General features: G+C 40.0%; 17 protein-coding genes and 1 tRNA gene. 3 read left to right on the top strand and 15 right to left on the bottom strand.

Annotation, left to right across the window (positions count from 1 at the left end; all coding sequences use genetic code 11):
* Positions 1-11: 11 nt before the first annotated feature.
* The 13 genes from BLV53_RS06685 to BLV53_RS06625 all read right to left on the bottom strand — a co-directional run bounded on the left by BLV53_RS06685 (position 12) and on the right by BLV53_RS06625 (position 17,698).
* A complete protein-coding gene (locus BLV53_RS06685) occupies positions 12-713 on the bottom strand; it encodes a response regulator transcription factor (RefSeq protein ID WP_090298898.1) in 702 nt (233 codons plus the stop codon).
* 188 nt (positions 714-901) lie between these two features.
* Complete coding sequence (locus BLV53_RS06680; protein ID WP_090298896.1) at positions 902-2,242, bottom strand: butyryl-CoA:acetate CoA-transferase; 1,341 nt, start codon at positions 2,240-2,242, stop codon at positions 902-904.
* Between the two features lie 145 nt (positions 2,243-2,387).
* Positions 2,388-2,467 (bottom strand) — tRNA-Leu (locus BLV53_RS06675).
* A gap of 105 nt (positions 2,468-2,572) precedes the next feature.
* On the bottom strand, positions 2,573-3,028 hold the full coding sequence (locus BLV53_RS06670; RefSeq protein WP_090298893.1) for an acyl-CoA thioesterase: 456 nt from the start codon (positions 3,026-3,028) through the stop codon (positions 2,573-2,575).
* A 132-nt stretch (positions 3,029-3,160) separates the two neighbouring features.
* Entirely contained in the window at positions 3,161-4,429 is a 1,269-nt protein-coding gene (gene purD / locus BLV53_RS06665) for a phosphoribosylamine--glycine ligase (RefSeq protein ID WP_090298889.1), read from the bottom strand.
* 212 nt (positions 4,430-4,641) lie between these two features.
* A complete protein-coding gene (gene purN, locus BLV53_RS06660; RefSeq protein WP_090298886.1) occupies positions 4,642-5,268 on the bottom strand; it encodes a phosphoribosylglycinamide formyltransferase in 627 nt (208 codons plus the stop codon).
* Positions 5,268-6,293 carry a phosphoribosylformylglycinamidine cyclo-ligase gene (gene purM / locus BLV53_RS06655; protein ID WP_090298883.1) on the bottom strand — a complete coding sequence of 342 codons (1,026 nt, stop codon included), beginning with the start codon at positions 6,291-6,293 and terminating at the stop codon, positions 5,268-5,270. The genes purN and purM overlap by 1 nt, the downstream gene beginning before the upstream one ends.
* Before the next feature lie 230 nt (positions 6,294-6,523).
* A complete protein-coding gene (gene purE / locus BLV53_RS06650) occupies positions 6,524-7,030 on the bottom strand; it encodes a 5-(carboxyamino)imidazole ribonucleotide mutase (protein ID WP_090298878.1) in 507 nt (168 codons plus the stop codon).
* A gap of 211 nt (positions 7,031-7,241) precedes the next feature.
* Positions 7,242-9,293 carry an aminopeptidase gene (locus BLV53_RS06645; RefSeq protein WP_090298875.1) on the bottom strand — a complete coding sequence of 684 codons (2,052 nt, stop codon included), beginning with the start codon at positions 9,291-9,293 and terminating at the stop codon, positions 7,242-7,244.
* Between the two features lie 9 nt (positions 9,294-9,302).
* Complete coding sequence (locus BLV53_RS06640; RefSeq protein WP_090298871.1) at positions 9,303-9,632, bottom strand: hypothetical protein; 330 nt, start codon at positions 9,630-9,632, stop codon at positions 9,303-9,305.
* A complete protein-coding gene (pyrE, locus tag BLV53_RS06635) occupies positions 9,632-10,318 on the bottom strand; it encodes an orotate phosphoribosyltransferase (protein WP_090298868.1) in 687 nt (228 codons plus the stop codon). The genes BLV53_RS06640 and pyrE overlap by 1 nt, the downstream gene beginning before the upstream one ends.
* A gap of 100 nt (positions 10,319-10,418) precedes the next feature.
* The gene (locus tag BLV53_RS06630) at positions 10,419-11,552 is read right to left on the bottom strand and encodes a YibE/F family protein (RefSeq protein WP_090298865.1); all 1,134 of its coding nucleotides are present in this window, start codon (positions 11,550-11,552) and stop codon (positions 10,419-10,421) included.
* Between the two features lie 14 nt (positions 11,553-11,566).
* Complete coding sequence (locus tag BLV53_RS06625; RefSeq protein ID WP_090298861.1) at positions 11,567-17,698, bottom strand: CehA/McbA family metallohydrolase; 6,132 nt, start codon at positions 17,696-17,698, stop codon at positions 11,567-11,569.
* A 280-nt stretch (positions 17,699-17,978) separates the two neighbouring features.
* Between BLV53_RS06625 and BLV53_RS06620 the strand changes: the two genes are divergently transcribed.
* A complete protein-coding gene (locus tag BLV53_RS06620) occupies positions 17,979-18,611 on the top strand; it encodes an endonuclease III domain-containing protein (RefSeq protein WP_090298859.1) in 633 nt (210 codons plus the stop codon).
* Between the two features lie 7 nt (positions 18,612-18,618).
* Here the strand turns inward: BLV53_RS06620 and BLV53_RS06615 are convergent, their stop codons facing one another.
* A complete protein-coding gene (locus tag BLV53_RS06615) occupies positions 18,619-19,479 on the bottom strand; it encodes a patatin-like phospholipase family protein (RefSeq protein WP_090298857.1) in 861 nt (286 codons plus the stop codon).
* 47 nt (positions 19,480-19,526) lie between these two features.
* Positions 19,527-19,988 carry an RpiB/LacA/LacB family sugar-phosphate isomerase gene (locus BLV53_RS06610; RefSeq protein ID WP_090298854.1) on the bottom strand — a complete coding sequence of 154 codons (462 nt, stop codon included), beginning with the start codon at positions 19,986-19,988 and terminating at the stop codon, positions 19,527-19,529.
* A 248-nt stretch (positions 19,989-20,236) separates the two neighbouring features.
* Between BLV53_RS06610 and BLV53_RS06605 the strand changes: the two genes are divergently transcribed.
* Positions 20,237-21,802 carry a glucosyltransferase domain-containing protein gene (locus BLV53_RS06605; RefSeq protein WP_170830771.1) on the top strand — a complete coding sequence of 522 codons (1,566 nt, stop codon included), beginning with the start codon at positions 20,237-20,239 and terminating at the stop codon, positions 21,800-21,802.
* On the top strand, positions 21,802-23,268 hold the full coding sequence (locus BLV53_RS06600; protein ID WP_090298848.1) for a hypothetical protein: 1,467 nt from the start codon (positions 21,802-21,804) through the stop codon (positions 23,266-23,268). The genes BLV53_RS06605 and BLV53_RS06600 overlap by 1 nt, the downstream gene beginning before the upstream one ends.
* The last annotated feature ends 5 nt before the right edge of the window (positions 23,269-23,273 follow it).

Below are 23,273 nucleotides of genomic sequence, written 5' to 3'. Positions count from 1 at the left end.
TCCTGATGAAATCAATCATCAATTTTATATCCGTGCCCCCAGACTGCCTTTAGATATCTTGGGTTTGCACTGTCATATTCAATTTTTTCTCTGAGATGTCTGATATGGACAGCCACTGTGCTTTCAGCTCCAATCACTGTATCATTCCAGACCCTCTCATATATGTCACGTGGTGAAAGAACTTCCCCCTTATGTGTCATAAGAAGCTTTAATATCTCATATTCTAATGGCGTTAGGCTTACCAGATTGCCATCAAGAGTTACTTCCTTGGATTTATCATTCAGCTCGATACCGCCAATCATAAAGGTGCTTTCATTTTCAACAACCTTTCCAACAGATGCCCCTAGAAGAGTGTATCTTCTAATCTGAGATTTCACCCTAGCCATCAACTCCACTGGATTAAATGGTTTGGTCACGTAATCGTCGGCACCAATTGTAAGTCCCATTACTTTATCAGCATCCTCGCTTTTTGCTGTCAGCATAATGATTGGAACATTGGAAAAAGCTCTGATTTTAGCCATGGCTGCTATGCCATCCATTACCGGCATCATTACATCCATCAGGATCAGCTTAATATCCGTCTGGACTTCAATAATATCCACAGCTTCTTTTCCATTTGTAGCACTTATCACCGAAAAACCCTCGCTCTCCAGATAGATTTTTAGAGCTGAAACTATATCTGGTTCATCATCGCATATTAAAATTTTGTTCATATTATCTCCCTGTAAATTGACTTATAAGTCTATTGATTAATCAACATGTTTTGCTTTATGAGTAAAACCTTATAAATATAATATTGTATATTTTCTTAAGTTCCAATGGGGTAAATTATTAAGATTTGTTTAAGATTTTTAAAGAAAAAAGGGAAGAACCACTGAATGATTCCTCCCTGAAATTATTATTATTTGTTTGAACGTCTCCAGATGTGCATCTTCTCTGCTTCTGCGATAAGCTCATCTCTGAAATCAGGATGTGCAATGCTGATGATTGCTTCTGCTCTCTCCCAAGCTGAAAGACCCTTGAGGCAAACCTTACCATATTCAGTAACGAGATAATGTGTGTTAGCACGAGTATCTGTTACGATAGAACCATCTGCAAGTGTTGGACGGATACGGCTCTTTACAGTGCCATCCTTTGTAGTAAATGTTGATGAAAGGCATACAAAGCTCTTTCCACCATTTGAAAGATAAGCACCAAGTACGAAGTCAAGCTGTCCGCCTGCACCTGAAATGTGCTTTGTACCTGCTGACTCAGCGTTGATCTGACCAAATAAATCTACATCAACTGCATTGTTGATAGAGATGAAATTGTCTAGAGCTGAAATCTGACGGATATCATTTGTGTAGTCAACTGGTGCACTCATAAGCTCTGGGTTTTCGTCCATGTAATCGTACATCTTTTTAGTACCAGCGCCGAAAGCATATGTCTGACGGAAACGGTCAATGTTCTTCTTTGCACCAGTAATCTTACCAGCCTTTGCAATGTCTACGAATGCATCAACGTACATTTCTGTATGGACGCCAAGATCCTTAAGATCTGATTCTGCAATCATAGCACCAACAGTGTTTGGCATGCCACCGATACCAAGCTGTAAGCATGCACCATTTGGGATTTCCTCAACGATAAGCTTTGCTACGGCCTTATCAACATCTGTAGGAGCTCCGCCGCCACCCATCTCAAGGATTGCTGGATTTTCGCCTTCTACGATAGCGTCAACCTTTGAAATGTGGATGCCTTCTTCAAAACCACCAAGGCAACGAGGCATGTTTTCATTAACCTCTACGATGATGTGCTTTGACTTTTCAACTGCAGCCATAAGATGTGATGCGTTAGGGCCAAAGTTGAAGTAGCCATGGTTGTCCATTGTAGTAGTCTGAATCATGAGAACATCGTTTGGCTCAATGTGCTCTCTATAGTATCTAGGAAGCTCAGAGTATCTGATAGGTGCATAGAATGAACAGCCTCTTGCAATAAGCTTTCTTTCGATACCACCCATGTGCCATGAGTTCCATGTGAAGTGCTCACCTGCATCCTCACGATCAAAGATAGCTGGCTGCTTCATGAGAATACCGCCGCGAACCTTGATATCTGTAAGCTCATCTGTGCGAGCAGCAAGTGCCTTGTCAAGGGCATCAGGTGTGCCTGTGCACCAACCGTAATCTACCCAGTCACCGCTCTTTACTACCTTTACAGCTTCTTCAGCAGTAGTCAGCTTTTTTTTGTATTCAGCTTGAAAATCCATAATAACCTCCGCTCGTTAAATAATTATCAATTAATATTTATTGTATCACTAATAACTATTTGCTTCAATTACTTTATTTCAACCAAGTATGTTCAAACAACAAAAAAGCCCTTGAAATCAAATAATTTCAAGGACTTTATAAAAATGCGGGTGACAGGACTTGAACCTGCACGGTCGCCCACTAGAACCTAAATCTAGCGCGTCTGCCAATTCCGCCACACCCGCGTGACTCAAGGTTTTCGACTAAAAATCTACGACCTCGATGTCGGCTCATCGACTCGTCTATGGTATCACAATTATTGAGTCGAATGCAAGTAAAATATATTATTTTTATTTAAATTCAAAGAATTTTGTATCAAGCTCAGGATATGCTCTCTTCATAGAAATAGGGATACCTGATTTGTTCATAAAACAGTGTACACTTTTGGCTACCGCTCTATCCTCGCCAGTGGCCTTATCGTATATACGATATGCTATTTCCATTTCATGACCATCATAGGATAAAAGCTTAGTATCTACAATTACTGTTTCATCGAATTTCACAGCACTTCTGTGTTCAATTGTCTGAGATACAACTGGACTTGAGATTTCCATTTCAAGCATCTGCTTAAAGCCGAGTCCCATCTGCTCCATTAAATTCATTCTGGCATCTTCCATCCAGTTTGCATAATTGGATGTGTGAATAATGCCCTGTTGATCTGTTTCGTGATATTTTGTGTGATGCTCAAAAGGGGTAATCTTTATCTGTCTCTGAGCACCTGCAACTTCAATTTCTTGTTTTGCCATGGTATTACCTCCTGATGAATTATCTGATTATATTATATCACTTGATTTAGATTTTTACATTGTCTTTAAATTTCCCACCAAAAAAGGAACATCAGTAAAACATTCGATGCTCCTTCTTCGTGATTTTTGATTTTATTTTAATATTGCATTAGCAATGTCGTGTCTCATGTACTTGTTTTCAAAATGAATCCATTCTGTAGCCTCGTACGCCTTTGCTCTGGCTTCTATTAAATCTTTGCCCAGGGCTGTGATTCCAAGAACTCTGCCACCGTTTGTTACAATCTCGCCCTTGTCATTTAAGGCTGTGCCTGCGTGGAAGCAGTAATAGTCTTTGTTGTTGAACTTATCAAAGCCTGTGATAGGGAATCCCTTTTCGTAAGAAACTGGATATCCATCTGAAGCAAGAACTACACATACGCATGCTTCGTCTGAGAACTTCAAATCGATTTGGTCTAATGTGCCATCGATACATGCATTGAAAACATCGATGATATCATTTTCAAGTCTTGGTAAAACAACCTGTGCTTCTGGATCGCCAAAACGAGCGTTGTACTCAAGAACCTTTGGACCATCTTCTGTGAGCATAAGTCCAAAGAAGATGACTCCCTTGAACTCTCTACCTTCTGCCTTCATTGCATCAACTGTTGCCTGGAAGATGTTTTTCTGGCAGTATTCCTCAATCTCCTTTGTGAAGAATGGAGATGGTGAGAAATTACCCATACCACCGGTATTGAGACCTGTGTCTCCATCACCTGCACGCTTATGGTCCTGAGCAGATGACATGATTTTAACTGTATTTCCATCTACAAATGAAAGAACAGAAACCTCTCGGCCTGTCATGAACTCCTCGATAACCATAGTGTTACCAGCATCACCAAACTTTTTATCTGTCATGATTTCAGCAACACCTGCTACAGCCTGCTCGTGGTTTTCACAAATAAGAACGCCCTTTCCTAAAGCAAGGCCATCAGCCTTAAGCACGATTGGATATTTTGCTGTTTCAAGATATTTAAGAGCAACCTCTGGGTCTGTGAAATTCTCATAGCCTGCTGTTGGAATATTGTATTTTTTCATTAAGTCCTTTGAAAATGCCTTTGAGCCTTCAATAATAGCTGCGTTCTTTCTAGGACCAAAGCAGCGAAGTCCGGCTTCTTCAAATTTATCTACAACTCCACCTACAAGCGGGTCATCCATACCGATTACAGTAAGGTCAATTTCCTTTTCCTTTGCAAAAGCTACGAGCTTATCAAACTCCATAGCCTTTATGTCTACGCATTCAGCAAGCTGAGCGATGCCTGCGTTGCCTGGGGCGCAGTAAATTTTATCTACTTGTGGGCTACGAGAAACTGCAAGGGCAATTGCATGTTCGCGGCCGCCGCTGCCAACTATTAAAACTTTCATAAAGTATATCCTCCTTTAGTCCGCTAGACCTCCAAGTGCTTCATGCTCCCGCATGCCACCTTCCACACTCTCGCTGCGGTCCAGTGGGTCCTCACTCGGTGCGGAGCCTAATGTAAGCTTTGCTTACTAGCGCGATATTTTTCTCCGAAAAATATCACACGTTTCCTGCTCGCGCTCGCCTAGGTTATGTAGGTCTAGCTCACTTAAATGTTTTACGCTTCTAAAATCTTTACTTTGCCATCGGTGACCTCTATACGATTACGCGCGATGAGGTCTATGGCGCGGGGCATTATTATCCATTCAGCTTGTTCCATGACACGGCGCTGAAGTGTTTCTGGTGTGTCATCGTCTAGAACCTCTACGGCCTTTTGTAGGATGATTGGGCCTGTATCAGTACCTTCGTCTACGAAGTGACATGTAGCACCTGTAACCTTTACACCACGGGCTAAAGCTCCCTCATGAACCTTTAGGCCATAATAACCAGTACCGCAGAAGCTTGGAATCAATGATGGATGAATATTAATAATCCTATTAACGTATTTACGAATCATCTCTGGTGGAATTACAACTAAAAATCCTGCAAGAACGACAAGGTCAACATTGTAGGAATCAAGCTTTTCAAGGAATGCCTTGTTGAATTCATCACGAGTTTCATAATCCCTTGGGCTAATGCATACACCTTCAATCCCAGCTTTTGCAGCGCGCTCAAGAGCGTATGCATTTTTATTATTAGAAATTACAACTGCTATTTCAGTATTGTGAATCTCTCCTGAGCCTATTTTATCAATAATTGCCTGGAGGTTGGTTCCTCCTCCAGACACACATACTGCAATTTTCATTAGACTAAATCTACTCCCTTTTCGCCATCAACAATCTTACCAACAACGTAAGGTGTATCACCTGCAGAGCGCATAGCTTCCATTGTCTTGTCTACATCTGCTGGGTCTACTGCAACGATCATACCAAGTCCCATGTTGTATGTGTTATACATCATCTGCTCATCAACATTACCCTTTGCAGCCATAAGCTTGAAGATAGCTGGAACCTCATAAGAATTCTTCTCAACGATGGCACGCTTACCTTCTGGAAGCATACGAGGAATGTTCTCATAGAAACCACCGCCTGTGATATGTGAGCAAGCCTTTACGCGAACTCCTGCATCCTTTACAGCCTTGAGAGCCTTGACGTAAATACGTGTTGGAGCAATAAGAGCCTCTCCAAGAGTTGTGCCAAGTTCATCATAATATGTATCAAGACTTTCCTTTGTCATATCGAAAATCTTACGAACAAGAGAGAAACCATTTGAATGAACACCAGTTGAAGCCATACCGATAAGAACATCACCATCCTTAAGATTCTCACCTGTGATGATATCCTTTTTATCTACGATACCAACTGCAAAGCCTGCAAGATCATATTCTTCTTCTGGCATAAGACCTGGGTGTTCTGCTGTCTCGCCACCTACCAATGCACATCCAGACTGCTTGCAGCCCTCTGCTACACCACTGACAATTGTTGCAATCTTTTCAGGGATATTTTTGCCGCAGGCAATATAATCAAGGAAGAATAGTGGCTCGCCACCAGCACAAGCTACATCATTAACACACATTGCAACTGCATCGATACCGATTGTGTCATGCTTGTCCATTAAAAATGCAAGCTTAACCTTTGTGCCACAACCATCTGTGCCGGATAAAAGCACTGGCTCATCCATGTTTTTAATTGCACTAAGGTCGAAGGCCCCTGAAAAGCCGCCAAGACCGCCAAGTACCTCTGGGCGCATGGTACCCTTTACAAACTTTTTCATGAGCTCCACTGACTCATATCCTGCCTCAATATCTACTCCTGAACTCTTGTAATCCATGTTTCTCTCCTTTATACACTTATTACTTTTAGTCCGCCTGTTAACCTAATTATTCACCCGCTGATTACGGCTACAAGCCCTTGGAGTTCTCCACTCGGCTTAGGATGCCTCCCTTGAGAACCCCAAGTGCTTGATGCCTATCAGCTATTTAAAAAGCTTCTAAACAGGCTCATTTTAATTTTTATAAATAAAAGGAAACCCTCGATTAACAAGAGTTTCCTTCTACGTATCTACGATAAGAAAGCTTTGTAGCCTTCTGCTTGAAGTTTTGTATCTTTTGATTCAACAGATTCTTTCTGTTCAACGATAAAATCGTGAAGCTTTGACGCTAAAGCAGAATCTGTCATAGCAAGCATTTTAACTGCAAGGATACCTGCATTGGCTCCACCATTAATAGCAACTGTAGCTACAGGTACTCCTGTAGGCATCTGAACAATAGAATAAAGTGAATCCACTCCACCAAGGTCGCTGGTCTTCATAGGGATGCCGATAACTGGCCCCTCAAAAATAGCCGCACACATACCTGGAAGATGTGCTGCCTTTCCTGCGCCTGCGATAATCACCTGAACACCTCTGTCCTTTGCAGTCTTTGCATAGTCTACAAAGATGTCTGGTTCGCGGTGAGCTGAGATGATGCGGATTTCATAATCGATGCCGAATTTTTCGAGTATCTCAACAGCCTTTGACATTACAGGCATGTCGCTGTCGCTACCCATTACTACACTTACTTTTGCCATAATACGATCCTCCAAGGTTTATTTCTCGCACATGCTCCTAGTACTCCGTGCTCAAGCAAGCCATCTCCCAACTCAGAACCTTTGACTAAACCCATGTCAAAGAACCTGAGCCGGGGCCCTCTTGCTCGCGCTCGCCAAGGTTGTGTACATGTGCTATTTTTACACTTTGTATGTTATGTCATCTAAACGCAGACGACATCGATACACGCTGCTACGCATCTAGTACTTCGTTAAGTACTTCGGTTCCTGGAACTACGAAGCGGCCTTCGACGATGATTGGAAGTTCTTCGCCGGATTCTGTGATTACAGTGATATCACCTAGCTCGTAGTAAGGTATTGTTATATCTGTATGGCAGTTAAAATATGCCTTTGAAATATCTGTTTTGCGAAGTAATGAGCATGAATTATCACGAGCTATACATTCCTTGCCGTCTGGGTTGTACATTGGTACATCCTCGGCGTGTGAATAGCAGGTGTCACCTACTGCAAAATGTGGACCAGTCTTTTCTGCAATAAGGATTGGAAGCTTATCTGCAATGCCATACTTCTGTCCCATAACAAATGCTCTGGTGTTTGTACCGATAGCGAATTCGCCTAGAGGCAATGTTTCATGCTTGAATAAAACATTATCAAATATATATTTTTTATTTTCTTCTTCGGAATCAAAATTGCTACATGTATAAGATACAATTTTGCCTTCCTCGAACTTTAACTCAAGATTTTTGTATCCTAGCTCTCTGAGGTAAACCTGTGTAACATGAAGCACACCATTTGTACCCTCAAGCTCTGGAGATGTAAATACTTCACCTACAGGGATGTTTACATCAGCTACGCAGTTCTCGAAGTTAGTCTGCTTTGTAGGATCATCAAGGTGATGAAGCTTTACAGTAATATCTGTGTGGTTGTCCCCACGACCTGTAACATGAACTCTGTCGCCCTTGTCCAAAACATCAATGATGTGCTGTTGGATGGACTTATAAAGCTCGTAGTCCATAGTGTTGACAGCAACAGTCTCATTAAAGATTGCGTTGAAATCCTTGCCGATTTCTGGAATCGGATATGCGATAATTGTAAAGCTGCGCTCCTCGCCCTTTACATATTGGTTCATAATCTGTCCCCACTGACTCATGAAGTACACATTAAGCTCATCCTGCTTTTCTGAATACTGCGCATTTGCAGGGAAATTCTTTGGTTCAAAAGGAACCTCTCCAAAGGTCTCAATAACGGCTGGGCCACCATGGGCTGCAGCCAAATCCTTATATTTTTCAAGTGTGTTTTTTTCCACCTCAAGCATTCTATCTGCAAGACCCTTGTCCCAGATATAAGCTCTATCATCCTTGTGGTCATACTCACACTGTTTGTTTGGAACTGTAGAATAGAGATTACGGCCACTAGTGCCACCAAAACGAACTGTAGCGGCAAGACCTGCTTCATTGAACAGGCGAATAGCTTCTCTAGCCATAAGCTCGAATCCAACTGGAGACTCTACACAAACTGTCTCCTTTTTAGAGATGTCTTTGCCTGTAACTTCGAAGCCCTTGATGTAGCCCTCTACGTATGTGCGAGCCATTGCCACTACATCTTCATGAGGAAGGCTACGTAAATGCGCTGCGATACCGCGCTCATTATCTCCGATATACATACCGTAGCGATACATATATCTATCATCGGATAAATCCGCATTTACGATAATATCTGTATAGAAATCATATTCAGGGTCAATCATTGTGATTAAAGACTCTGATGTGAAGATATTGCAATAGTCATGCTGGAAAGAGTAAAGCGCGCTGACCACTCCTTCACGGCGATATTTATCCTCTGTCTCCATCTGACACTCACCATATACCTGAAGGAAAAGTTCCAGGTAAATAGTGAAAATATCAAGTCTGCCAGCGAAAGCAACATGAATCATATTGGTGAGTCTATAAAATACTGAAGATAAAACTCCACCAAGCTCCTCACCAAGCTGTTCCACTGCATATGTAGGACACAGGAAGCTATTGCTGTAACGCTCTTCCTTGTATATTGCAAAGACAAGCTCTGCATCCTTTTCGCATTCTGCAAGGCTTCTATTTGCCAGTTCATCTGCTGTAGCCTTGTTCATTATAGGAATAATTGTCTGTATAAAATCAGTCACCTGATTGAAAAACGCCTGAAGATTTTCAGGTAATTCTTTGTCTTCTTTAATGGTAGCTATGCGCTCGCTAGCAAGCTCATAGCGCTCTAAAATATCATCTGTTTCTTTATAAAAAGTACTACTCATATTTTACTCCTAGTTTAAAAGTCCAAGAATATAAGGAACACCCCAAACAATCATTGAAAATGTGCTAATGCCAAAGCATATAAGTCTGTATTTCAACTCTGTTTTAGTGCTCAATTGGCGTATATTATAAATGAATGCCACTAGTCCCACAAAAAAGCCGAGCATCGCTATTCCGCCAACGAATTTTGGTGTTTCCCCAGACATATATATTGCAATGCCCAGTACCACGCCAAATATAACTAATGAAAAAATAGAAACTCCTGCAGCATACATTGCCTCAACTGGTAATGCCTTTAACTGATTGCTGTAAGAGCTGTGTCTACGTCGACCTCTAGCCATTACTGAACTCCATACTCCTTATAGTAAGCGTCAATACGTGCTTTCATATCGTCATCGATAACTACACGACCCTGGCACTGTCTATTCCAAAGATGTTCTACAACCTCGTCCATAGAAACGATAGCACCAGTCTTAAAGCCGTAGGTATCCGCAACTTCATCGAGGGCTGTCTTGTTTCTGTCTCCTGAGAGACCAAACTCCTGACGATTAAGGGAAACCATAAGACCTACGATAGTTACATCACCCTGTGCACGCACGATAGGTACTGTTTCTTCCATGCTCTTTCCTGAGGTAGTAACATCCTCAATCATAACCACACGGTCGCCATCCTGAATCTTGTAGCCAAGGATACCGCCCTTGTCTGCGCCATGATCCTTTTCTTCCTTGCGATTGCTGCAATATTTAATTTCTTTGCCATATAATCTGTGAAATGCCTCTGCTGTGATTACAGCAAGAGGAATGCCCTTGTATGCTGGGCCAAAAAGAACATCAAAATCCTCGCCGTAGGCATCGTGAATAGCCTTTGCGTAATATTCGCCAAGTCGCATCAGCTGACTACCTGTGACGTATGCTCCTGCATTCATAAAAAAAGGAGACTTTCGCCCTGACTTCAGTGTAAAATCACCAAACTTTAGGACGTCTGCCTCCACCATAAACTCTATAAATTCTGACTTGTAGCTTTCCATAAACGACTCTCCTTCGTTACAACCAGATTGATTTTCAAAACCTTTCAGATTGTAACATAAGAAGGATTTCATTTCAATGACTTATTAGCTTCGCCAGCTTCTATTCCTTCGAATATAAATACCCTGCCACGGCGGCCACGCATGGTACGGTGCCGATGATTCCTACGGAACCTGCGATGGCGCGGATTAGTTCAATTGCAACGAAATCTGTGTTTACAAGCTGGGTGAAGGAAACACCATAGCTGTAAATCAAAACCATCATGTTCAGAGCACCACCTACGTATGCAAGCACAAGGGTGTTTGCCATTGTGCCCATGGCGTCGCGGCCGATGTTCATGCCGGCTGTAAAAAGCGCCTTGAATCCTAGCTTTTTATTGGCATCATGGACCTCTGCTATGGCAGATGCTATGGACATGGAAATATCCATCACTGCACCCATCGCGGCAATCAAAATACCACTGATAAAAAGCCCTCTAAGCTTGATAGGATTTGTAGATTTGACAAGCAAAAGAGCCTCTGCTTCATCCATCTGGAAGGTTGTAACTCCACCAATTTTTGCTGCGATTGCTCCAAGCATGGCTGCTATCAAAACTCCCGCAAGAGATCCAAGTGCTGCTGCAACTGTTTTCTTTTGCAGGCCTCCTATGAGCAAAAAGCAAACAGCTGAGGTGACAAATACAATTGCAATAGTAAGTGGCACAGGAGAAACTCCTTTTAGAGTCAAAGGCAATAGCACGAACACAATCACAACCACTGTGTAAACCAGCCCAATGAATGCTTTCACGCCCTGTTTTCCACCAAGCAAGAGTAAAACAGCAAAGAAAACCACACTAAGACCGATTGTAAGTGGAATTCTGTTGTAGTTGTAAATACTTACATTGTAAACTCCCACATCTGTGGTATCGACCCTGACACTTACCTTGTCGCCCTTTGCAACATCCACATTATAAAGTGCGCTGTAAAAATTGGTGACCTTACAAATGTCACCTTTATATCTTCCTGACAACAGCTCCAGTTCTAGCTGTGTGTCCCCTTTTTTTACATTTTCAACTTCCCTATCAACGACTATGTTGTCCTCTATTACAGAAAGAACTCTAGCGGTTTCGTATTCGACGCCAGAGCTCTCTGTGATAGTGTATTTAGGCCTGTCAGTGTTGGCATAAATAATTACGCCAACACTTAAGCCTATGAATACAAGGACTGATAGGATTTTAATTATCAGTTCTTTTTTCATTTTTATTTCCTAAATTACCATCCAAATATTCTTCCAAAGAAGCTCTTTATTGAAGAAACAACTGTCTTTACAACAGGATGTTCAACAATTGCTTTAAAGATTGGATCCTTTTCGGCAACTTTTTCTATTACCTTTTCAGCGATTTCAACCTGTTCCTTTACAATCTTGCCAATCTTTTTGATAGTCTCATTTGAAGGCTGAGGCTGTGGTTCTGGTTTTGGTTCAGGCTGTGGCTCTATCTCTGGCTCTGCTTCTTTTACAAGAGTAATGTCATCACAATTGCGAACTCTAAATACCGGAACCGGTGTGTCATTGCCCTCTTCAGGATGCATGTAAAGCACGCCTGATGCAGAAACTGTAGCACCGACCTTTACAAAATCTCCAAGGCTGTTAACGCCAGTTGTAGCTGATTTGATGTAACCATCGATAAATATCGCTGCCTCAAAGCCTGAATTATCTGCAAGCCAGAACTCTGCAACTGTGCCATCATCATTAAACTCTACACGTGTAACTTTACCTGTAGTTTTAAGAAGTGAACCACCATTAGCATCATAATCCATTGCTGCCTTTGCGTCTACTTCCTTTGGAGCCCATACATATGGATCAGCATCTAATATCTTAGATGAGATAATCTTGAGCTCCTTGTCTCCCTGATACTGTGACACATATCCAACGATGCGCATCTTTGTACCGATTACAAGACCAGGTGTAGCATATGGGAATATGTCGATACCGCCTGTCTCATCCTGAATATAGATTGTATCGAAGAAGGTTGTATTTGCATTGTCTGTACCAGAAGTTACATAACCTTCAACAGCAAACACTTCATTCATCTTGCCGGCGCGAGCTTGGGCGATTGTTGATGTAGGAAGCTCTACTGTAACACCATCAAGGATATTATTAATGATAGTGTGGTTAGTGTATGGAAGAGAATCATTATTATCCATCTCTGCCTTTACTTCAAAGTCTGAAATAAATACACCACCAGCTACGTAAATATTTCCACCAGCCTTTGTGTGCTGTGTTGCTAAGAATGTTACATCACCAAGGTTGTCATTTTTGATTCCCTTTACACCATTTTCAAGTGTTCCAGGCTGTGAATTACCAGAGTCATCCTTGCAATCTACAGAGTATGTAGTATCAAATCCCTTTACAAGCCACTGTGCTTCATCAACAAAATCAGTAGCCTTGGCATTTGAAATATCTACTGAACATCCTGAGTACTGGCTGTACTTCTGACCATCACGAAGTCCTGTAAATAAAGCTGAATCCATGTTGTAGGTAGTTGGATACATTCTGTATACCTGACCACCATTGTTTGTATCATCACAAACCTCATCTGAACCCATACGGATTGTAGAACCGATAGCTGAAAGAAGCTTGTTCTGCTCTGTTACTGTCTGTCCGTCCTTAGTATCTGAATAATCAGCAAGACCACATACGATTACAGAGCCACCCTTTGCCACGTAATTCTTGACCATTTCAAGGAACTCATCTGTATAGTGGCTTACTGTATAATCCCCTGCATTTGCTGTACCTGTTTTCTTTGCAGGAGCGGCAAGCACAAGGAGTGAACATTTGTCGAGCATTTCAGGTGTGATTTCCTTTGTCTCAACCTGAGCGCGAATATTTTTCTTTGCACATATTGAAATAAAGGCTGACATGTTGCCACCATAGTATCCGGTAACATAGTCATTATAGTGTGTACCATCGATAATTACGTCTGTAACCATTTCAGGCACAGCATAGCTTACCTGAAGCTTATCTGTATAAACCTTTGGCATTCCATCCAAAGTTCCTCGAACAGTAACCTCATAGGTAACCTGACCTGCTTCATTATAAACAAAGTCTGTCTTGAAGGTGCCTGTGCTCTGTGAAGGGATTGATGCAAGACCTGCCTCTTCACCTGAAACACCTGCTACTACTGTCTCGTTTCCATCTACATCCTTGAGTACCACATCGATGTAAGTGATATCAAAAGGCTTTGACTCATTGTTGTATAAATCAACATTGATATCAAGGCTTTCTCCCTTTACTGGAAGAACTGTGTTGGTGTAGGTCTTATTGATACCGCAAGACTCAACGTCGCCAACCCAAACTGGAGCTGTAACAGCGATATCACCATCGTCTTCAGTAATCTTTAAATAGTAGTATGAATAGCTTGAAGGAATCTCGAATGTAACCGTCTCTTCATTAGTAGAAACATTTTCCATACGAATTGACTGGCCACCATTTACGATTACCTCTACTCGACCAATTGCACTGTCTGTAGGATCCTTGATGTCAGCCTTGATTTCTACAGTATCACCTACCACATCCTTTTCAAGGATGGAACCCATTACATTTCCATTAAGTGTGTAGTAAATGCTAAGGTCATTATCCTCAGTAGCGTAAATACGATAATTGCGCATTGCATCGTAGATAGCATTCTCATCGTTTGTATCTGAGAGCATTACTGTACGAGCTGTGTTGGCATCGCCCCATTTACCCTTGTGATTATCCTGGTTGTTTGTTGGAGCAACATGCCATCCCTTATCAAGGGCGCGAGTGTAATACTCGTATGAAGGGAAGTAACCTGATGAACCGATTGTGCCTTCACCGTTACCTACCTCAATCATTGTAATTAAGGCATCATTCTCTTCTGAGTAGTATGCAAAATCCTGGAAGTCACCGAAGGTTGTACCTGGGTGGTTGAACTGGCTGATTGAATCAGGAACAGTTCTAAGTGCTGCATAATAATTCTGTAATGCAGTTGAGTACGTGCTGTACTCTGTCTGTGTACGGCTCTGGAAGCCTGGTGTGTTGTAGGTATTGATATGACCAAGACCATTTGACCAGGTCATCTCATAACCATAAGCACATGTGAATTTGTCTGTTGAATACTGTTTTACAAGATTATGAGCATAAGTCCATTCGTCTGTAGCACTTGTATCAACATTTTCAGTAATCTTTGAATTCTTTTCATTGTCAATTGAATTACTGTGATCCGTAATTACGATATAGTCAAGATTGTCTACATTTGATGCATGCTTAAGCGCATCCTCAAGTGAGCCTGCACCATCAGAGATGTTGGTGTGGGCATGAATCTGACCAAAGTAGATGTTGTACTTATCGTTTGTCTTTTTTGTAAATTTAAGTGTTGAGACTGGGCTATCCTTGTAGCCTTCCTTTGTAGCCTTTACCTGAAGCTCACATGGAAGCTGTGAAAGCTCAAATGAATTAGTGTATTCATTCCAGTCGTCATGAATTTCTTCCTCTGACTGATTTACTGTTTCAGAAGTTTCCTCAGCATTTTCTGCCACAGACTCTTCTGCTGTAGTGTCATCTGAGTTGGCGCCATCAGCTGCGATTTCTTCCTCTGTGCGATATCTGTAGAAAATCTTTGCGCCCTCAGTCTTTGACTTTAATGTGATACGCTGACCTTCAAATACTGCGCCACCGTTTGGCGCTGCCTTTACAGCTGCAACCTCAGCCTGAGTGTACTGATAGCTTACCGTGATGCTCTTGTTTAAACCTTCTTTTGTAGCATATGCAGAAACTGTAGCTGGAAGATGTGCAAGTGTTACCTGCTCATTTGCATCATATTTTGCAAAATCGCCACCATTTACAGAATAGTAAATGTCTGCTCCTTCAGTGTCTGTAGAAAGTGCAATCTTTTCTCCCTCTGCAACCTCTCCAGCTTCTGGAGTAGCCTTTACCAATGAAACAATTGAAGGATCCTTAATTGGGTTTGCTTCAAACTTTACTGAATCGATGCGAATAACTCCGCCCTTTGCAGGTGCCTTGTCTCCCTTTGCTGAAAGACCGCCTGTTGGTACAAGTCTGATATAAACCTTTTCAGCATTTGCTGCTGCATTTGGAATCTCAAAAGTGAAGTTTACATAGTAGGTTGGGGCAATTGATGTCTTTGCGATACCATCTGTGATATCACCACTTCCATTTACCTCAAATGGCTCTGTTACAGCCTTGCCGTTTTCATCTACTTCATCAGTCTTTTTATATGCAGTGTACTTATATGAATATGTACCTGTCTTAAGGTTCGTGAAGTTTTCTCCATCTATAGAATACTGCATCTGGAATGCACCAGCCGCTGTATTTGAAGCTCTCATTCTAAATGAAAGCTCTGTGTTGCCATAGCCTAATGTTGATAGGGCAAACTGCATGTAGTCAGACTCTGTAGCAACACCTGTTGAACCCATGTAAAAGCTTGTAGAGCCTGTGGTTGAGCTCTTTGCAGAAGTCCATGGCTTTGATGCCTTACCATCTACTACTACAGAATACTTAGCTTCTGTATCAAGCATATCGTTTGTAGCAAATTTATCGCCACGGATATACTCATTAGATGTTTCAATCTCATCATAGTGTGCATTACCAGCCCACTGAGCAACTGTAAGCTTGTCTGTCTCGTATTCAAGCTTTGTAACCTTTTCACCTTCCTCAAGAGCATAGAAACTGAATTCGTAAGCCTTGTCTTCCTTGAAGCCGTAAAGTGAAAATCCACTGTAGTACTCAAGTGCCTGAACATAAGAACCAGATTTTGCAAAGGCGTTCTTTAAATAATACTTGCCATCCTCGCTGGCTGGTTCCTCTGTCCAAAGACTGTTATCTGTTTTTTCATCGGCAAGAATAAGGTTTGCATAGGTCTTATTCTTTCCATTTACCTCTTTTACTTCAACAGTACCTGTGAGGTATTTTCCATCCTCAGTCTCGAATGAATAATATCCATTTTCATCAAGAGAAACATTAAGAACTGCTGCGTTTAAATCTTTTGTTTCAAGTGTTCCATCCTTAGGCTCTGCTGCCACATCCTTTAGCTTACCATTTGTGGTAGCTTCAGATGTCATAAGCTTTTTGCCTGCTGGATAGTAAACAACTACCTGATCTCCATTGTAAAGCTCTCTTGTAAGAAGCTTTCCGACAGTGTTTCCTGTTGGCTTTTGATTACCAAGCTTGTATTCAAACGAAACTACATCACTCTTTAAATCATCTAATCTTGCATAAGCATAGATGGTCGTATCCTTGTCGAGGACGATAGCCTCCTTGTAAAGCTTGTACTGACTATCATCGCCTGTAAGGTTATAGTAAATCTTTGCATCCTTTGTGTCACAGGTAAGTTCAACCTCTGTTCCAGCTACTACGGTACCTGGTTCGATAGATGCATTTGGTGCCTCAAGCTTTGTTTCAGTCTCGACAGCTTCTCCTGTAAGCTTGTAGAAAGCAAGTGCCTGATTTTTTGTGTTGCCAGTGGTGTTTGTGTATGCTCTCCAATCAGGCTTTGATGTATAAACACCAAGGTAACGTGTGGCATCCTTTGAATCCTTCGCTGCAAGATAACCATCTTCAATATTCCACTGTGCACCGACCAGATTCTCTGGGGCTGCTGCAACTCTAACACCGCTGTTTGCAGCGTTTGTATAGAGGTAATTAGAGCCATTTGTGATGGTGTAGAAAACATGTGTGATGGTTTCCTCTACCTCTTCTGTCTCTTTTTTATCCTCTTCTGTTTCAGCATCCTTTAAAGCCTTGTCATCTTCTGATGCCTTTTCATCTACTACCGCATCTTTTTCAGTAGTATCTTCTTTTACTGTTTCAGATAAGTTTTCCTCAGATGATTTTTCAACTGAAGCTTTATCCTCTGAAACCGATTCTGTTGATTCTTCTTTTTTATCTGATGAAGAATCATTTTTTTCTGAAATTGCTTCCTGCTTTGTTTCAATAGCCTCTTCTGTTTTTTCTGCTGAGTCCTCAGAAAGCTTTGCTTCTGTAGCTGTGGTTACTTCTGCTTCTGTTTTCTTTTCGACAGTTTTAACCACTTTTTCCTCAACAGTGTTTTTGGTGATTGTCCAAGCGTATTCATTGTCGCTACCTTCGGCGATGGTAAGGGAACCGTCTTCAACAGTTCCAACTACTGCAACCGGGCCGGCATTTGTAGCGGATGCGTTCGGCAATACATAGGTGGTGCCATCAGCTGTGGTCATTGTGATGGCAATGGAATCACTTGCAGTGATTTCCGACAGACTAACTTTAGCCCACTTATGATGTGATTCTTTTGCATTAGAAACGAATGAAACATCCGTAAATGCGGTAGAAGCCACCATCAAAAAAGACAGTGCTAAAGATAGCCCTTGGCGAGCCATTTTTTTCATTTATCTATTCTCTCCTCCTTTTATTTTTTACAAAAAACGACAAAAAAGGACATCCCAGTCCCCAATCACTCGTAAAATTAGACAGATTAATTGGTTTATAGAACATCCTTTCAAATCGTTATTTTGTATAACTTTAGCGTATCATTTCACTAAAGTGTTTTCAATATAAAATTCACACTTTCATCACATTTTTTAGAAATATGCAAAAGATTTAAAATCTTTTTGTGTTTTACAGATTTGAGATGGTAAAATGATGTCAAATTATATTTAGGAGTCAACAATGAGAAAAAAAGAACTAGCTCTTATAGTAATAGAAAGACTAAAAAAGGAATATCCATACAGTGACTGCACTTTGGACTACGACGATGCCTGGAAGCTGCTGGTATCAGTCAGACTGGCTGCACAGTGTACAGATGCCAGAGTAAATGAAATTGTTCCTTTATTATATGAAAAGTTTCCTACCATCGGAGCCATCGCTGAGGCCGATGTAGCTGACGTGGAAGCTATTGTCAGACCATGCGGCCTTGGAAAATCAAAGGCTAGAGATATTGTAGCCTGCATGAAAATGTTAAGAGATGTATATGACTGCAAGGTGCCTGATACTATGGATGATTTGCTAAAGCTTCCGGGTGTGGGCAGAAAATCTGCCAACCTTATTCTTGGAGATGTATTTGGAAAACCTGCCATAGTTACAGATACACATGCCATTCGTCTTTCAAATAGAATAGGACTTGTGGACAATATAAAAGAACCAACCAAGGTGGAAATGGCCCTCAGAAAAATAATACCACCAGAGGAAGGCAATGAACTTTGCCATCGACTGGTGGATCATGGTCGTGCTATATGTACTGCAAGAACAGCTCCGCATTGTGACAGATGCTGTCTTGAAGATATTTGTAAAAAGAGAATCTAATCAGGTATCAGGCCATTAAATATGATTTCAGTCGGTCTAAATTATTAGTAGCCTCTACTCTGCCTAATTCGTAAACACGTTGAAGCTCATCAGGATTCTTTTCCACCGCGCCAATATTAAGAGGTGCTTCTGGGCGAATAACAAATATTTTTCCAGCCGCCTCCTGATTTCTAACATAAGCCTTTTGCTTGTTGTACATCTCATGGCGGCACGCAATTATATCTGCCATTCTAGGAAATTTACGAAGAGCAAACCTTACAAGCCACATGTATTTTTGTGGCTTTTTTTCATATTCCTTTGGCTGTGTTTCAATGACAAGTATCTTGTCACAGTTCTGTTGTTCCATAAACTCAAGTGGAATTGAATCTGCCATACCTCCATCAAGGTACTTTTCATTATCTATTTCTACTGGTCTGGAAACTACAGGCATTGAGGCTGAAGCTCTAATCCAGCTGATATCCTCTCCATATGGGGTACTGCTTTTATTGTCGCATTTATGATATACCGCCTTTCCGGTATGAACATCGGTAGCAACACAATAGAAATCCATAGGATTACTGTAAAAAGTATCTGTGTCCCAAATATCAAGCTCATAAGGCAGAGTGCCATAGCAGAAGTCTACATTGTAGATATCTCCTGTTGTAATTAATGAATGAAAGCTGGAATATCGTTTATCTTTACAATATTTTTTATTGTATCTGAGAGGTCTTCCTATCTGCTTTGATTTGAAATTCAATCCAAATGTAGCACCTGCTGATACTCCAACCGCTGAATCAAAATCAATACCATTTTCCATCAATACATCAATCACACCGCAGGTGAACATGCCGCGCATGGCTCCACCTTCCATAACCAGTCCTTTTTTCATTGTAAGTATTCTCCTAATCTACTTCCCTACTTACAATATAATAGAGCTTATTTTACTGGCACGCAATGTTTATCGTTGATGTCACAAACCTTCTGTACACGACGACGATATTTTTCTTCCATTAGAGGATCAGTAGTAAGCCAGGTCTTTACAACTTCCATAGCCATAAGGCCACCAATGATTTTTGCGCCAAGACAAAGGATATTTGAATCTGTATGCTGACGTGCCAGTGTAGCACAAAGTGGATCCTGGCACACTGCTGCATAACAACCGTTAATTTTATTTGCGATAAGGGCACTACCATAGCCTACACCATCACAGAATATTCCTCTATCACACTCACCCTTTGCCACTGCAAGAGCAGCTGGATATACAAAATCCGAAAGATCGCAGCTTTCATTATCGTAGGTTCCAAAATCCACTACCTCGTGCCCCTGACTTTCGAGATAGGCCTTTATCTCATTTTTCATTTCTGTTCCTGCATGATCATTTGCCATTGCAATTTTCATTTTATTTTCCTCCTACTTTGTGATTCTATTGAATCTATTCACAGATGGTGAATCTCCATCAGTTCACCATTACTATACGATACCATATATGTGTGAATATATTGAGATAATCTTCTCAATTTTAGCAGTCAAGTTGCTTATCTAAATGTGTTACATCCTGTAATTTTCGTATATCATCACCTCTACAAATATGGCATAATGTTTGTTGGCTTATTGCCAAAAGCAATACATATTAAGGAGAAATGATTATGATAAAGACTATTTGGGATAAGAGTGGTTTTAAACAACTTCTTACCAAGAAAAATGCAAAATTTATTTTTATTAGTTGGCTTTTATCGGTTTTGTGTTATTTACCGATGATTGCGAATGGAGTTACTAACTCGGCTGATGGCTTATGGCAACCAACCTATTTTCAAGCAGCAAACACAGAAATATCAGTTGGTCGATGGGCGTGGCCAATTCTCGATAAACTTCGAATGGGGTATGCCGCGGATCCATTCAATTCATTTTTAGCCCTACTTCTTATAACAACTGCTGCATGGCTAACAATACAGTTGCTTTCAAATTTAACAAAAAAACACTATATGTATGTTTTGCTGATAACTGTTAGTACCACTACCTGTTGCTATCTATCCTACAGATTTCAGTCGCCTTCCTTTGGCATGGCAACTCTCCTGCCTGTCATAGCAGCATTTCTAATTAGTAAAGATAATTTCACAGGTAGAGAAGTATGGATTATCAATTCTATTATTACACTTCTCATCGTACTTACCCTTGCATTATACCAAGCCAATTTGGGTATATTTTGCGTCTTTGCTGTCTTTCTTTTTATGAAATTTATCTTAGATGATAAACTAAGCTATGCATTAAAATTTCTTATTAGAGCCATTTTAATTGGCATTACTTCATGCCTTATTTACAAAGTGTTCTGGGAAATATGCTTAAAAATTAAAGGTATAGAAGCTTCTTCCTATAATGGAGCAAATTCTTCTTTATCTTCAATAATAATCAACATTCCGCTTGGTATTACCAATGCATATGTCAACTGGATATCAAAACGTCTGCTAATAGATAGTAACTACATTTTCAGACCTATTAGACTAATTATATATGTATTTATATTCGGATTATTTCTTTACACTGGTATAACTAAAATAAAGAATGTAAAAGCTAAGATATGGTATTTTATTGCCTTATTACTCATTCCAGTAGCGGCAAATATTTGTTTCCTTCTTACTCCTGGTGTTCAATACATGTCGATGCAAATGACAGCACCTCTTCTTTTTTCAGGAATCATTGCATTATGTTTTGTTGAAAAATATACTTCATTATTTAAAAAGTTCTTAATATGTTCTATTGCATTGTTATTGTATGGAAATATTTACTGCGTTGGCACTGACGAAGATGCTATGATTCAGGGGCATAAGTCGATGGAAGCAATTATGAACAGAGTTATTACATCACTACAAATGGAAGATACCTTTGATACTAGCAAAAAATATGTGTTCATTGGTTCACCTTGTAAAAACGAACTATTTAAAAAAAATGAACTTTGGGATAAGGCTAGTCCATATGCAAAGACTGGTGATATTTGGCCAAACTATGACTGCACTATCAATACATATAATGGATTGCTAAATCATATAGGAATACAACTTAACATAGCAGGCTCAGAAATTTATGAAAGCTATGTAAAAAGTGAAGCATTAAAAGATATGCCTTGTTATCCAAATGAAGGTTCCATTGTTGAAAATGGTGACGAAGTACTTATAAAAATATCAGATTATTATTTTGTAGAAAGAGAGGGCAACTGATGGATAAGAAAAACACCAATCTCATATTTATACTTTATGTTTTTTTTGTTTTTGCAGGTTTGTTGATTTTTTTCACATGTATTAACCCACTCACAATATATGATGCAGATGATTGGATGTACATTTCTGAATTAAGAAAGCCTATTCCTATCTTGCACGCTTGGAATCCCGCAAAGATTTTTCCTGAAACATTTATGCCGCTGGTTTCATATTTCGGTGCATTTATAATCAACCCAATTATTAATGATTACTTTAGATCACTATCTCTAGCACATGGCTTATTTGCTAGCATTGTTATTACTTTATACTTTGTTGAATTTCCTCTTATGTTTTATAAGAAAAAAATTGCATCAGCACCTGCCAGCATAGCCTATGGTTTACTATTTGTGTTATTACATTTTATTTCACATATTCAAAAGGGATATGACAATTTCTTTTTACTAGGTGCTACCAACGTTACATGCTTTTACAATTACGTACTCGCTGTAATTATTAACGCTTCCTTGGTAATGCACTTTATGTCATTCGGTGGCCCTAGAGCCTGGTTTAAGAACAGTTCGATTATACATAAAATAATTGTAGCTATATGGGCTTATTTTGCTATTTATTCAAACCTTTTCTCGTCAGTTGTATTGGCAACCTACCTTGGAACAGAACTACTATTAATCCTTATAAAAGAAATCAAGTCAAAGGATTTTAACCTAAAAAAATATTGTGCTAACAATTGGCTTAACCTGCTACTCATTGTTGGTTGGTTCTCTGCTAATATATTTGAGGCTACCGGAGGAAGAGCAAGTGATATTCATGGTAATGCTATCGTTAACATCCCAATCGCATTTGTATACACTTTATCAGGTTTTGTTTATATTAATTTATTCTTCCTTATTTTTGAAATAATCATTTTTTATAAATGTAAAAAATTATATAAGCATTTTTCTGAATCATCTGTTTTTTTTATAGTATGCGTTGGGTTACAGCTTTTATATATAATTTTATTAAGTTCAGCTACTGAAGTTAGTTATGCATACCGAACTGAAGTCACAATTGGAAACTATTTTTATCTATTTATTGCTTTACTACTTTGTTTAAATCAGCTTATTCAAGAAGATAAACGCTATAAAAAATTGCCTTTACTTCTTTGCGGAACTATATTATTGTTGCTAAACCATCCAGGAAGAATTTTTTATCCATATAATTTTTCGTATCTTTCATATGAACAATGCAATGATGTTATGAATGATATAATCAGTCAATTCAAAGAAGCTGAAGCAAATGGGAAGCAAGAGATTGTTTTAGTCATTCCTAAATTTGATTCTGACGATAATTGGCCATTAGCAAACTACGTAGGTGAAAGAATGTCTAAAGTATTAAAAAGACATAATATACTGGACACATATATCACAGTAAAAGATTTAAAGCTATCTGATGAAAAAAATAAGCAATTTAATATTTCACCTGCAAGATAACAAAT

This window comes from Pseudobutyrivibrio sp. ACV-2 (assembly GCF_900107545.1).
Classification (GTDB): Bacteria; Bacillota; Clostridia; order Lachnospirales; family Lachnospiraceae; genus Pseudobutyrivibrio.
Note: the sequence above shows the minus strand (reverse complement) of the source record. Positions and strands in the feature narration are given on the sequence as shown.

What these genes read in the sequence shown, in the direction of transcription:
- BLV53_RS06670 (WP_090298893.1), bottom strand. Translation starts at nt 3,028, where the DNA reads ATGGCAAAACAAGAAATTGAAGTTGCAGGTGCTCAGAGACAGATAAAG.
- purD (WP_090298889.1), bottom strand. Translation starts at nt 4,429, where the DNA reads ATGAAAGTTTTAATAGTTGGCAGCGGCGGCCGCGAACATGCAATTGCC.
- BLV53_RS06600 (WP_090298848.1), top strand. Translation starts at nt 21,802, where the DNA reads ATGGATAAGAAAAACACCAATCTCATATTTATACTTTATGTTTTTTTT.
- purE (WP_090298878.1), bottom strand. Translation starts at nt 7,030, where the DNA reads ATGGCAAAAGTAAGTGTAGTAATGGGTAGCGACAGCGACATGCCTGTA.
- pyrE (WP_090298868.1), bottom strand. Translation starts at nt 10,318, where the DNA reads ATGGAAAGCTACAAGTCAGAATTTATAGAGTTTATGGTGGAGGCAGAC.
- BLV53_RS06630 (WP_090298865.1), bottom strand. Translation starts at nt 11,552, where the DNA reads ATGAAAAAAGAACTGATAATTAAAATCCTATCAGTCCTTGTATTCATA.
- BLV53_RS06615 (WP_090298857.1), bottom strand. Translation starts at nt 19,479, where the DNA reads ATGAAAAAAGGACTGGTTATGGAAGGTGGAGCCATGCGCGGCATGTTC.
- BLV53_RS06645 (WP_090298875.1), bottom strand. Translation starts at nt 9,293, where the DNA reads ATGAGTAGTACTTTTTATAAAGAAACAGATGATATTTTAGAGCGCTAT.
- BLV53_RS06640 (WP_090298871.1), bottom strand. Translation starts at nt 9,632, where the DNA reads ATGGCTAGAGGTCGACGTAGACACAGCTCTTACAGCAATCAGTTAAAG.
- BLV53_RS06685 (WP_090298898.1), bottom strand. Translation starts at nt 713, where the DNA reads ATGAACAAAATTTTAATATGCGATGATGAACCAGATATAGTTTCAGCT.
- purM (WP_090298883.1), bottom strand. Translation starts at nt 6,293, where the DNA reads ATGGATTACAAGAGTTCAGGAGTAGATATTGAGGCAGGATATGAGTCA.
- BLV53_RS06625 (WP_090298861.1), bottom strand. Translation starts at nt 17,698, where the DNA reads ATGAAAAAAATGGCTCGCCAAGGGCTATCTTTAGCACTGTCTTTTTTG.
- BLV53_RS06620 (WP_090298859.1), top strand. Translation starts at nt 17,979, where the DNA reads ATGAGAAAAAAAGAACTAGCTCTTATAGTAATAGAAAGACTAAAAAAG.
- purN (WP_090298886.1), bottom strand. Translation starts at nt 5,268, where the DNA reads ATGAAAATTGCAGTATGTGTGTCTGGAGGAGGAACCAACCTCCAGGCA.
- BLV53_RS06610 (WP_090298854.1), bottom strand. Translation starts at nt 19,988, where the DNA reads ATGAAAATTGCAATGGCAAATGATCATGCAGGAACAGAAATGAAAAAT.
- BLV53_RS06605 (WP_170830771.1), top strand. Translation starts at nt 20,237, where the DNA reads ATGATAAAGACTATTTGGGATAAGAGTGGTTTTAAACAACTTCTTACC.
- BLV53_RS06680 (WP_090298896.1), bottom strand. Translation starts at nt 2,242, where the DNA reads ATGGATTTTCAAGCTGAATACAAAAAAAAGCTGACTACTGCTGAAGAA.